12 protein-coding genes are annotated in these 12,177 nt (G+C 63.4%); 8 read left to right on the plus strand and 4 right to left on the minus strand.

The window, feature by feature from the left end; genetic code table 11:
- The first annotated feature begins 279 nt into the window (after positions 1 to 279).
- The 8 genes from ACH49N_RS38525 to ACH49N_RS38560 all read left to right on the plus strand — a co-directional run bounded on the left by ACH49N_RS38525 (position 280) and on the right by ACH49N_RS38560 (position 8,860).
- A complete protein-coding gene (locus tag ACH49N_RS38525) occupies positions 280 to 1,179 on the plus strand; it encodes an MBL fold metallo-hydrolase (protein ID WP_358278705.1) in 900 nt (299 codons plus the stop codon).
- 152 nt (positions 1,180 to 1,331) lie between these two features.
- On the plus strand, positions 1,332 to 1,976 hold the full coding sequence (locus ACH49N_RS38530; RefSeq protein ID WP_358278703.1) for a hypothetical protein: 645 nt from the start codon (positions 1,332 to 1,334) through the stop codon (positions 1,974 to 1,976).
- Positions 1,977 to 1,983: 7 nt separating this feature from the next.
- Positions 1,984 to 2,517 (plus strand): hypothetical protein, encoded by a 534-nt coding sequence (locus ACH49N_RS38535; RefSeq protein WP_358278701.1) that lies wholly within the window; start codon positions 1,984 to 1,986, stop codon positions 2,515 to 2,517.
- A 209-nt stretch (positions 2,518 to 2,726) separates the two neighbouring features.
- Positions 2,727 to 3,233, plus strand: coding sequence for a hypothetical protein (locus ACH49N_RS38540; protein ID WP_250771590.1), 507 nt, complete (start codon positions 2,727 to 2,729; stop codon positions 3,231 to 3,233).
- A complete protein-coding gene (locus ACH49N_RS38545; protein WP_250771592.1) occupies positions 3,233 to 3,895 on the plus strand; it encodes a hypothetical protein in 663 nt (220 codons plus the stop codon). The genes ACH49N_RS38540 and ACH49N_RS38545 overlap by 1 nt, the downstream gene beginning before the upstream one ends.
- 37 nt (positions 3,896 to 3,932) lie before the next feature.
- The gene (locus tag ACH49N_RS38550) at positions 3,933 to 4,478 is read left to right on the plus strand and encodes a hypothetical protein (RefSeq protein WP_250771595.1); all 546 of its coding nucleotides are present in this window, start codon (positions 3,933 to 3,935) and stop codon (positions 4,476 to 4,478) included.
- A 230-nt stretch (positions 4,479 to 4,708) separates the two neighbouring features.
- Positions 4,709 to 8,023 carry a protein kinase gene (locus ACH49N_RS38555; protein ID WP_358278698.1) on the plus strand — a complete coding sequence of 1,105 codons (3,315 nt, stop codon included), beginning with the start codon at positions 4,709 to 4,711 and terminating at the stop codon, positions 8,021 to 8,023.
- A 105-nt stretch (positions 8,024 to 8,128) separates the two neighbouring features.
- On the plus strand, positions 8,129 to 8,860 hold the full coding sequence (locus tag ACH49N_RS38560; RefSeq protein ID WP_358278696.1) for a TetR/AcrR family transcriptional regulator: 732 nt from the start codon (positions 8,129 to 8,131) through the stop codon (positions 8,858 to 8,860).
- 59 nt (positions 8,861 to 8,919) lie between these two features.
- Here the strand turns inward: ACH49N_RS38560 and ACH49N_RS38565 are convergent, their stop codons facing one another.
- The 4 genes from ACH49N_RS38565 to ACH49N_RS38580 all read right to left on the minus strand — a co-directional run bounded on the left by ACH49N_RS38565 (position 8,920) and on the right by ACH49N_RS38580 (position 12,059).
- Positions 8,920 to 9,954 carry an AraC family transcriptional regulator gene (locus ACH49N_RS38565; RefSeq protein WP_358278694.1) on the minus strand — a complete coding sequence of 345 codons (1,035 nt, stop codon included), beginning with the start codon at positions 9,952 to 9,954 and terminating at the stop codon, positions 8,920 to 8,922.
- Between the two features lie 601 nt (positions 9,955 to 10,555).
- A complete protein-coding gene (locus ACH49N_RS38570) occupies positions 10,556 to 10,867 on the minus strand; it encodes a pyrimidine/purine nucleoside phosphorylase (RefSeq protein WP_159925133.1) in 312 nt (103 codons plus the stop codon).
- Between the two features lie 128 nt (positions 10,868 to 10,995).
- Positions 10,996 to 11,403, minus strand: a complete 408-nt coding sequence (locus ACH49N_RS38575; RefSeq protein WP_159925131.1) for an SCP2 sterol-binding domain-containing protein — start codon at positions 11,401 to 11,403, stop codon at positions 10,996 to 10,998.
- A gap of 203 nt (positions 11,404 to 11,606) precedes the next feature.
- Positions 11,607 to 12,059: a hypothetical protein gene (locus ACH49N_RS38580; protein WP_358278692.1), complete on the minus strand. Its 453-nt coding sequence runs from the start codon at positions 12,057 to 12,059 to the stop codon at positions 11,607 to 11,609.
- Positions 12,060 to 12,177: the final 118 nt, after the last annotated feature.

Raw genomic sequence — 12,177 nt, forward strand, 5'->3', positions numbered from 1 at the left:
GGACACTTCGACTTCTACACCGGCCCCGGCTTCGACCAGGTCTCCACCGCCGCACGCGACCACTTCGTCACCCACCTACGCGCCTGAACGACCCGTGGCTTCCAGGCGCCAGTCTGGAAGCTACGGCTGCGTCCGGGGATCGGTAACGACGTGTCGCTTCGGTACCACCACCGGGCGCGTTGGTTCTATCCACCGGCAACCGCACCTTTCTACCGTGAAGTGTCGACGCTGCCCACCACCGTGGCCACTGATCGCCCATTGCAACCGGAGGTACCCCTCATGACCACCGACACCACCACTTCCACGGCCCCCACCCACGCCCCCACGGTCCCCATCCGCGCCACCGTCTTCGTCAGCCGCTGGCCCAACGTCCCCGCCGCGGAATTCCCCGGCATCCCGGACGGCACCTTCTCCCCCACCACCGCCATCCTGATCAGCGGCGCAACCGAAATCGTCCTCATCGACGCGCTCTACCTCAAAGACGACGTCCAGGACCTCGGCGACCTGATCGAACGCACCGGCAAGAAACTCACCACCATCTACATCACCCACGACCACCAAGACCACTACCTCGGCATCGGACCACTCAAGGAACGATTCCCCGACGTCAAATGCGTGGCATTGCCCCACGTGATCGAGTCCATGAAAGAAACCATGGACATTCAGACCATGCAGTGGAATTTACTGTTCGGCGACGCCTGCATCCCGGCCGGACCGCTTCCGGAACCCCTCGACAGCCACACCCTGTATGTCGACGGCTCCCCACTGAACATCATCGAGGTGAAGCAGGCCGACGTCCACCCCACGACCATCGTGCACATCCCCGAGATCGACACCGTCATCGCCGGTGACTCCATCTACAACGAGATCTACCCGATGCTCGGCCTGTCCACCCCCGCCGAATGGCAGGACTGGCTCGACACCGTCGATGTCGTGGAAAAGCTTCAGCCGAAGATGATCGTCTGCGGACACCGCAGGCCCGACGGCGACGACTACGCCGTCGACACCATGATCGCCCAAACCCGTTCCTACATCCAAGACTTCATCACCGCCTTCCCCACCGCGAAAGACGCCGACGACCTCGTCGCCACCATGTCCGCGAAATACCCCAACCACGCCAACCTCTGGACCCTGCAATTCTCCGCCATCAACGCGATCGCCGCCCGCGACGGCGCGTAATAACACAAACACCACACCCCGACCCGGGGTCAGAGTGCCCTTCTTCAGGATCCACACGACCCAGGAGGACCAATGTCACCCGCCATCACCCCCAACCATTCCGTCACGCTCAACGACAGCGACAACCCGGCCGCGCCTGTGCCGGTGGTGTCATGATGGCGGCCCTCTCGCACAGGCTCGGCGCCCTCGTGCACCATGGCGCGGAGCCCGAAGTCGGGGTCGACACCTCCGTGCTTCGATCGGTGTCGTCCGGACCTGAGGTTTCCCGCAGTACCCGGATCGGGCGTGCTGTAGTGGTATTGGTATTGATCCCACTCGGCGTTTTCTATCTCGGCCCGAGAATCTCCGATCTCACCGCAACGCCTGGGCGCCTGCAACAGTCTGTCGAAGCGGCAGACCGCTACAACCCGTCCCTGACTCGGCTCGTCGAGCACGAGCGCGTGACAGTGAGTGCCTTCGCGGCACTGGACAGGGTGCGTGAGTGCCTGACCGATGTTCTCGGCATGGGCGAAGCGGTGTCGGTTGAGCTCAGCACCCTGGTCGGAACAATTTCGGTAGATCTACAGGAAATTCTCGACCATACCGGCGTCGACGTCGCCGTTCTGGTCGGTTCACTCGAATCCCTCAGCACTCGCGTCGGCGCATTGCAGGCACCGGCGAACGGTGCAGCCACGGCCTTGTCGGATAATCGCGCGACGATGTCGGCCATCCTGGACGACGTGCGTGTGACGGCGGGCCAGGTGCACGACACCCGTCTTTCCGTGGAGTCCGCAGCCGCCGATCTGTCCGGAAGGTAAGTAACTGATGGTGTTTTTCGGACGACCTGGTGGACCGGCCAGAACGGTTCTCGCACTAATAGCCGTCGCCGTACTCGGCCTGTTTTCCATCGTGATCTTCAACCTGAACAGGAGCCTGGACAGCCAGCAACGAGTCAACGCGAGCAGTGTCGGTATTTCCGCGAGCTTCCTCGATGTCAACGATCAGCTCACCGCGGAACTCGGAGAACTGACTCAGCTGACCGGGACTGCTGAGTCGGCGCTCCAATCCATCAGGGCGTTAGGGCCACTCCTGGCGGAACTGCATCACGCCATCACGCCGGTTGCCGGCTCTCTGTCGAGCACCGCGCGAGGCGCCCAGATCACCAATGAGCAACTTGCCGTGATCGCGCACATCCTCGGTGAGGTCCACAACGTCATCCTTCCCCTGGTGGACTCCGCTCAGGCGTTCGGTCAGCAGGGCGAAGATTTGTTGGCGGTGATCGAGGGATTGATCACCGACTTACAGAGTGCGGTCGAATCCGCGGCGACGATCAATCAGATGCTTCCATTGCCGGGCTGAATACCGACCGGCCCGCCACCCCTGCCTCTCGACCGACTGGACGTGACATGCGACGTAAAGACCGAAGCCCGAATGGTCCTTCCGACCTGACCGCACCTCGAAGTGCCGTGTTGCCCTCGGCTGATCCGCAATCAGAGGGGTTCTCGGTCACTCGCCCTGTCACCAGGTACTCGATTGCCACCGAATGGCTGGGCCGACTCGCGGCGGTCATGTCTGCCGTGCTGCTCGTACTCGTGCTGAACGCAATTTCCGAGGGACTGGCGGTTCGGCAAAGCACCCGCGCCATCGTGGACAACTTCGGGCAGGCCAATCAGTACTTCGACGAGCGGGCCGATCTGGCCGCGCCTGCCCGTGTGCGGAGCGAGCTTGCAGACCTCAGAACAGTTCTTGCCGAACTGAATTCGGCGACGGCGGTGGACGTTGATCTGCTGGCCGCAATGCTGCCCGACATGCATACGTTGGTTGCTGCCGGTCACAACGACGTCACTATCGCCCACCAGCTCCATGGCATTTCCTCGTCGCTTCAAGGCGCGGCCGGATCGCTACACGCCATCTCCGCCGACGCGGACGTGGCGGTGGTCAAGGTGAACGATCGGCTTCTGGCTGCCCTGCAACTGGCCGATCAGCTCAACGCCGAACTCGAGCGTACGACGGTCAAACTCGCGCCGCTTCCGGCGCAGGGAAATCTGATTCCCGCCCCGACGGGAGGAAAGTAATGGTGGGCAGTCGAACTTTCGCCGCGGTTGTGCTGGTACTCGGTGTGGCGCCCGCCATCGGCTTGTGCGCAATCAACGGCTTCTTTCCCACGTTCCGTGATATCAGCGACCCTCTCGGTCGGCCGTCGGCCTTGAGCGTGCAGATTATCGATTCGGCCCAACGACTCGACGAACTGACCGTCGAACTGGAACCGAAGCACGCGCGGCTGGCAGCGGACATCCAGGTTCTCGGACCCATGTCGAACGACCTGGCCGTGTTGGTCGGCCGGAGTGTCGAACTGTCGCCGTTGTCAGCGACTTTGAGGGGCAATGCATCGAAGGTCGCGGACATCTCGGCGCCATTGCCGAACGTGGTGACGAACGTTACCGCGCGTTCCGACGAGGCCGGCGCCACCGTCGACGGACTGTCGACGGCGGTCGGTTCCGTCGCGACCGAGCTGCAGGGAATCCACGACGGTTTGACCACAATGCAACTCACTCTTCTCGCACTCGGCCCGAAGATGTCGGGGATCGCCTCGACGCTGGCGACGATCCAGGAAGAAGCTGCGCATGTTCGGGAGTTCGGTCCGCTCCTCGCAGTGGTAGGCCCTCCGTTCAACAGTCTCGGTATCCCGTCCTTGGGTTTCGAGGCACCACCGTTACCGCCGCTGCCTCTTCCCTGAGCATCCGGATACCCTTTTTTCGTTCGACGGAGTGAACATGCAGATGCACATGCAGAAAAGATTTCGGTTGTCCTGGGCGATCACCTTGGCATTCACCATTGCGGTGTTGAGCGGCTTGTTGATCCTCACGAGAGACCTGGGCATCACGAACGACACGTTCAAAAACGGTGTCGTGCAGGCGCAGGAGCTCGACGCGACGACCGATGCCGCGCTCGACGGGGCGCATCAATTGCCACCCGCAGCCGAGGCGGCGCGGCAAGGGCTGCCGGAGGTGGTCGGCGTCATCGATTCCCTCACCCGGGCGAATCAGGTGCTGGGCACTCTCGGTGACCAACTCGGCACCCTCGGTACCACGCTGACCGAGGCTGATGCCCCTTTGGCGGGCACAATTTCTGCCGGTCGGGGGGCAGGCGGAGAGGCCGGTGCGGCCGTTGTGCCGCTCGGCGGGATAGCGGCATCCCTGGATGATGCGAACGTCAATGCGCAGGCTCTCGGCCAGAAACTGGATGAGACGCTCACGCTGTCGCAGACGATCGACCAGAAATTACGCGTCGCGTTGCTACTGCCGAAAGTCGGCAACTGACAGAAATGAGATCACCGTGGGGTCACCCTGTGGGCTGCGGTGACCTCGACGACGACCTGGCATCGTGGATGCCCGTTCGTTGCCCCCGATGCTCGATCACAATCCATTTGCCTGCCAAGCGGCGATATCCTGAAGTCACGTTCTCCTCGAGATGAGGCAAGTTGCCTCATCGAGGATGGGATCGTCCAGGTCCTGTTCTCGCTCTGCGGGGAGACGGTGAGGACACTCCGATGGCCGCAGGTGATCCGCTCGAGACCCAGCGCGGCGTGGCCCACACGGTCACGGCGGAGTTGAGCGCTGAGGGATTCGAGGACGCCCACGAAATCGGCCGGGGCGGATTTGGTGTCGTCTACCGCTGCGTGCAACCGGCGCTGGACCGCACTGTGGCGGTGAAGGTCCTTGCTGCGGACCTCGACGAGGAGAACAGGGTTCGGTTCTTCCGCGAACAGCGGGCGATGGGCCGCCTCACCGGACATCCTCACATTGTGAGCGCACTCCACGTCGGTGCCACCGACAGCGGTCGCCCCTACATCGTGATGCCCTACCACTCGCAGGATTCGCTCGACGTCCGGATACGCCGCGACGGCCCACTGCCGTTGGAGGAAGCACTCACGCTCGGGGTGAAGATGGCCGGTGCGCTCGAGACTGCACACCGCCTCGGGGTCCTGCACAGGGACCTCAAACCCGGGAACATCCTGCTCACCGACTACGGGGAGCCGGCGCTCACCGATTTCGGCATCGCCCATATCGCCGGCGGATTCGAGACCGCCACCGGCACCGTGACCGGGTCACCGGCCTTCACCGCGCCCGAGGTGCTGAGCGGCGAACCGCCGACTGAAGCCTCCGATATCTACGGTCTCGGTGCGACGGTGTTCTGCGCCGTCACCGGTCACGCCGCGTTCGAGCGCCACAGCGGTGAGCATGTGGTCGCTCACTTCCTCCGAATCACGACCCAACCGGTTCCGGACCTGCGCGAGCACGGCGTTCCCGAAGACGTATCGGAGATAGTCGACCGCGCCATGGCCGCCGATCCGCGGCAGCGTCCTGCCACCGCCGCCGACTTCGGCGACGAACTGCGGCGGGTCCAGCTCCACCATGGCTTCCCCGTCGACGAGATGGCCCTGTCCGGCGAACCGGACACCTCCCGACGCGATCCGGATCCGGCGCGCGCCCGCCCGAGGTCCACGGCGACTCCACCACCTACTCCATCGATGGCACCCGCCGTGAGGACTCCGGTGAGTAATCTGCCGCTCGAGCTCACCAGCTTCGTGGGCCGCCGCCATGAGTCGACCGAGGCGAAACAGCTGCTGTCGTCCGCTCGTCTGGTGACGTTGACCGGGATCGGTGGTGTCGGGAAAACGCGTCTGGCGCTTCGGCTGGCTGCCGATGTCCGGCGGAGGTTCGGTGACGGAGTCTGGTTGGTCGAACTGGGCGAGTTGCGGGATGGGTCACTCCTGACGGACACGGTTGCCGCGGCCTTGGGGCTGCGGGATCAGCCCGCGCGACAGCTCGACGACGTCGTGGCGGAGTTCCTCGCCTCCAGGCACCTTTTGCTTGTACTGGACAACTGCGAACAGGTGGTGGAGGCCGTCGCGGCATCCGCCGAGATGCTGTTGCGCACCTGTCCGCAGCTGCGGATCTTGGCCACGAGCCGCGAACCCTTGGGTATCGGCGGGGAGGCGGTGCTGCGAGTTCCCCCGCTGAGGGTCCCGGCCCCAGACCACGAGCCCTCGCTGCGGGCGCTGACCGGGTACGACGCGGTGGCGTTATTCGTACAGCGCGCCGCGGCCGCCGTGCCCGGATTCGAACTCACCGACGACAACCGGATGGCGGTGGTCCGAATCTGCCACCAACTCGACGGCCTACCGTTGCCGATCGAGCTGGCGGCGGCACGGTTGCGCGCGATGTCGCCCGAGCAAATCCTGCAGCGGCTGACCGACCGGTACACGCTGCTGACTCTCGGCAATCGCGGTGCACCGACACGCCAGCAGACCCTGCGGCTGTCCATCGACTGGAGTCATGAGCTCTGTACGCCTCGGGAACAGCAGCTGTGGGCCGAGCTGTCGGTGTTCGCGGGAAGTTTCGAGCTGGATGCTGCCGAGGCGATCTGCGGGGAGGACCTGACTCCGGAGGAGTTGCTCGACACAGTGACGGCATTGGTCGACAAGTCGATCCTGATCCGGGAAGACGCCGGCTCGGCGGTGCGGTTCCGGATGCTCGAGACCCTGCGCGACTACGGCAAGGAAAAGGCCGAGCAGACCGGTATCCATTCGATATTGCGACGACGGCACCGCGTTTGGTATCAGCGTTTGGTGTTGCAGGTGGAGGCCGAGTGGATCAGTCCGCAGCAGCTGGAGTGGATAGCGCGGCTCGAGAGGGAACAGTCGAATTTGCGTGAGGCGATGGAATTCTGCCTGGCGGAGGAACCCGGTACCGGCGCCGAGGACGGTCTCCGGATAGCGGCGGCCCTGTTCCCGTTCTGGCTCTCCCGCGGACTGTTCCGGGAGGGACGGCACTGGCTCGACCGCGCCCTGGCGCATTACTCCGAGCAACCGACCGCTTCACGAGTAGGGGCGCTGTACGCCGCCAGCGTGTTCGCGGGCGTTCAGGGTGACCTTCCGGCCTCGAGGGCCCTGGTGGACGAAGCGCAGGCTCTGATCCCCCAGGTAACCGACCCGCTGTTGCGCGCTCGCATCACCCATGCAGACGGTCTTCTTGGACTCGTCAGCGGCGACCTTCCCCACGCCTGCACGCGTATGGAGGAAGCGCTGGAGGTGTTCGGCGCCCGCGGCGACCTGTCGTCGCGAGTATGGGGCCTGATGATGCTCGGGCTGGTGTACGAATTGCAGGGAGATGTGCCCCGGGCGGTCGGCTGCCATCAACAGGTTCTCGGCATCACAGAATCACACGGTGAATCGGTGTACCGGTCGTACTCCCTGTGGGCGCTGGGAGTGGCGGCCTTGCAGCAGGGCGATCGCGGTCAGGCGGCGGAACTGCTAGAACAGTGCTTGCGGCTGAGCCGGTTGGTGGACGATCCATTCACTGCCTCGATGACCCTGGAGGCTCTGGCGTGGATCGCCGGCACCGAGGACCACGCACGACGCGCCGCCATCCTGATGGGGGCCGCAGAGGCGCTGGGCCGTGCCCTGGGAAGCACCTCGGTGCTGTTCCCCACCTTGCTCGTACGCCACGAGGATTGCGAACGGCTCACTCGCACCTCACTGGGTGAGCGCGCATTCGAGGCGGCCAGAAGGGAGGGTGCGGTCGTGGGATTCGAGGGAGCGGTCGCCTACGCCCTCGGCGAGCGCACCGAGGCCACGACACAGCCCGCCGGTAGCAGTGCGACGGGCTTGACCAAGCGGGAGCGAGAGGTCGCGGAGCTGGTAGCGCAGGGCCTCACCAACAAGGCCATCGCCGCCAAGCTGGTGATATCGCCGCGCACCGCGCAGGGCCATGTGGAACACATTCTGACCAAGCTCGGGTTCACCTCACGAACACAGATCGCGGGTTGGGTCCTGGAGCACGCGCAGGACAAGCGCGGCTGACCGGTACGGCGACGCCGTCTGGCCAGCACGCCGCGCGCAGCTTCTTGTAACCTCGTTCCCAGGCCCCTCATACGGGGCGATGCGAACTGGGGAAGGTGGACGCGGATGCCGAGCCCCGACAAGGAGGCCACTGTTCGGTTGACGTCCGAACAGATCATCGAGCGGCTGGTCGACGCGGCGACGACTCTGCTCGCAGAGGCGGGCCCATCCGAGATCAAAGCGCGGTCGGTCGCTGAAGCGGCGCAGGTGTCGACGATGTCCGTCTATTACCATCTCGGGGGCCTGCCTGAGCTGCTTCAGGCCGTAGTCGACAGAGGCTTCCGCGATCTCGCCCTTGCCTTCGAGTCGGTACCCGACAGCGACGATCCCGCCGCGGATCTCTTCGGTATTGCGTTGGCCTGCCGACAGCTGGCCCAGGCCAATCCGCATCTCTATGACCTGATGTTCGGCCTCGCGACGCGCCGTGGATACCGTCAGCTCAGACCAGCCCGCTCGGGTGCCGCTGCCCAGTCCGAGGCGTTTGGGACGGCGTATTCGCTTCTGGTCGGCCGATGTGCCCGATTCGTAGGAAGCGGTCGCATCCGCGGCGGCGAGAATCCGGAAGTGATCGCCACGCAGCTTTGGAGCTGCGTGCACGGATTCGTCACCCTGGAGTTGGGCGGTCACTTCGCCCAGTTCCCCGATCCGGTCGACCAGGTCCTGCAACCGACAATGGTGAACTTGCTGGTGGGACTGGGCGATACCGCGGAGTCGGCACAGTCATCGCTGGTGAATGCACTCCGCGCGCATTCGCGCGAGTCGGACCGCAGCGCCGCGGATCCACGGGCGAGTGGGTAATTAACCGCAGAACCGTGATCAAGTGCGTGAGCGTCCAGTGCTTGCCGCTCCGGTCCGATTCAGCTGGCCAAGTCATCAATTGTCGACGCAGAGTACGGGTTCAGGGTGTCCGTTTCCGCCTGCATCTCGACACTGGCAATGCCGTAGCACTCCCGATAGTCGCTGGGCGACATCGACAGGAACTTTCGGAACTCGCGACCGAAATGGCTTGCGTCGTAAAACCCCCAGCGGTGGGCAATGGACCCGATCGGAATGTCAGTGGCGACCACGTCGCGGCGTGCGCTGGCGAGTCTCTGCATGCGTACAACCGACCCGACGGTGTCGCCCGTGAGGGAGAAGGCGCGATGCACCGTGCGGCTCGAGACGTTGAACGCTCTGGCCATGTCAGCGACGCGGATCGGGCCGCTCCGAAGGTGCTGCTTGATCCACTGATCGAGCTGTGATCGGAGGGCCGGCAGGAGCGTAGGACCGTCGCAGGCCGCACGGGTGCTGCTCCGGATCACCCCGGCCACCAGCGTGAGCAGCGCCTCTCGGGCCGCCTCTGCGTCTGCGGCGTCCATGGACGACACGTGCGAACCCATGCTTTCTACGAAACTGATCAGGACCCGCGCCAGCGGGCGGGATTGATCGAGCATCACACAATCGGGGATCGAACCGCCGGTGTCGTATGACGCCAGTGCGGACAGGGGGATGATCACACTGCGTTTCCGGAGGCCGGGCGATACGGTGGAGTTGTACGCCACTCGACCCGTCGAGATGAGGCCGGTTCCAGGTTCGATGCGAGCGGAACCCGATTGCAGTTCGAAGTGTTGAGTACCGGAGGATGCTGTGAGCAGCATCAGCACCTCGGTGTCCGACGTTTCGATCAATCGCTTCGTGCGACTCACTTTCAGTGCGGGGCAATCCCACTCAGTGACTTTGATGTCGCTGAGATCGAGGGATCGCAGTAATCCGTGGCCTTCACCCTCTGCGTCGGCCGAAATATCGATTCCCATCGGCACGAGCCGCCCCGCCATCGCGTTCTCCCAAGCCGACCGGCGATCCCGACGCTCGACCTGGCGGAGGTCGAGCATGGGGACCGAGCCGTCTTTCATGACGCTGTGCTTCAGCGGCCTCGAACGAGGAGGTCGGTCCGTCCAGCGTTCTTCGGCAGCATGACGCACTTCCGAAACAGCTGTATGACCGCCGGAAAGGCTCTGGGCAAGCTCGGCATACCCCGGACGATCATTGCGCCTGCGGTCACACGACCGAGAAGTTCCGGCGCTGCGTGGAGTAGACATGTGATCGATTCCAATCCTGATGGCCGTGGCGCGACCGGACGGCAACGAGGTTGCTCGCAGTCCATAATGAAACTTGTAACGAAGTTAGGAACACGCTACGCGGTCGACTTTCGTGTGGCAAGGGTCACATCGAGGTGCGTGTTAACTGAGTCTTCCGGCACGGGTTCGAGGTGCGATCAGATTGCGCTGACGGTCGCGGTCTCGCAAATTCCAATCGCCGTGACGTCGTGTCGAAACGAATTCCGGGGAAGCGCGGCGAGCATGTTGTGGATCGCGAGCACGGCGCTGAAGGATGTGGGGCGTTCACACTCGATGAGGTCGATAAGACCATCGGCCGAACCGGTCGACGCCACGGACACGCTCTTGATGGCGGGTTCTTCGCTGATGTTGAGGCCGGCCCGCGTTTCGCGCCGGTTCAGCCGAAGTGGCAGACGTAGTGCAGCGTTGTCAGGACCTCGATCTCAAATGAGCTGTTGCCGGGGACGTTGAACGATTCGCCGCCGCGGTAGGTGAGGGTCTCGGTCTGACCGGCGAGCGTGACCTTGCATTCGCCGTCGATCAATTCCATGATTTCCGGCGCGGCAGTGTTGAACGTCAGGGTCGAGGGCTGGATGACACCGACCGACTTGGAGGTGCCGTCGGCGAGCTCAATGTTGTAGCTCACGCATTTGCCGTCGAAGTACACATTGGCCTTCTTGGCCACGCTGACGTTCTCGAACCGCGCCATGATCTCTTTCCCGAGGTGATGAAGGTGGAGCCGTCAGCGTACGTGACCCTCGACGCTCGACCTGACGGAGGTCGAGCGTCGAGACCCAGTCGTCTTTCACGATGTTGCGTTCCATCGTTCAGGCGGCGTCACTTGACTAGCAGGTCCGTCCGTCCATCTTTCTTCAGCAGCTCGATGTAAGTCGGGAAAAGCTTCGTTTGCGCGTTAATGGCTTTGGCCACGATTTTCATGTTCCCTTCCATGCCGATGTCGCCCCTCATCACAGCCATGGTCAGATTGAGGTCGCCCTGCCAGAAGCGGTTCGCATATTCGCCAGTCATCCGGAAGGTGCAATCTGCCTTGCCGTCCGCTGCGCCGGGAACGGCGGTCAGGTTCGGCATGTCGATGATCATGGAGCCGTCGGGTTCGGTGGTGAGGATCTCGAAGACACCCGGGATGTTCGAGAGCTTCTCGAACAGGTCCGGGTCACTCTTCGCGTGTTCGAAAGCCATGCCGATGTACTTGTACAGTTCCTCGGCGGTCGGTGTTGCGGACATCTGTTGGTTGTTCCTCTCGTGACGGCCGTGACACGACCGGGGCGGCAGCAAAGTTGCCCCTCCATTGGAGCGGGCACTGCGACAAACCAGATATGTGGCCTGGGTCGCAACTTAGGTTAGGAGTGGGCCGTGGCGCTCACTAGGACCACGAAGACCGGTGGCGGTATTGTCACGCCACTCGGAGCTCTCGGGCAGGAACGCGCTTACGCGGTCGACATCAACGCAATGAACCGAAGAACCGTAATCGGGTGTGCGATCAGCCCCTTGACGATGAGCTCCCTGCGGAGGACTGCGCGGATCACAGCCATACCCTGCCTGCTGAAGAAGCCTGTCGGGATCAGCCCGCCCGCCCGCATCCTCAGCTGTGACACGGCCATCAGCTGATCGCCCGTCGTGTCGATCACGGTGACACTGGGTAGCCCGGCTATATCGTTCAGAACCAAGGCCTTGTCGGATCCGAAGAGAATTGTGCATTCTGTCCCGGATCCGCCTTCGCGCACTGCAATCGGCCGTGTCATTCGAGCGGCTATCTTGCGTCGTCCCGGGAAATTGTCAAAATTCTCTTGAAGTAGAAGTGCGGTCAACGATGCCATGCCGTTGGGATCACCATCAGCGTAAAATGTGCACTTGTACAGGTATTCCGTTGTTTGTGTCATGCGGGGAGCCTTTGCAGAGTTGATTAGCTACTTCGACCTGAAAAATGAGGCGCCACGGTGAGCATGATTTGGCTGTTCTCGGCCGGTCAGGATTGGGTTGGCCGTAAGTCCCCCCGAT

Origin of the sequence: Rhodococcus sp. NPDC019647, from assembly GCF_044389235.1 — a bacterium.
GTDB classification, from domain to species: domain Bacteria; phylum Actinomycetota; class Actinomycetes; order Mycobacteriales; family Mycobacteriaceae; genus Rhodococcus_F; species Rhodococcus_F oxybenzonivorans.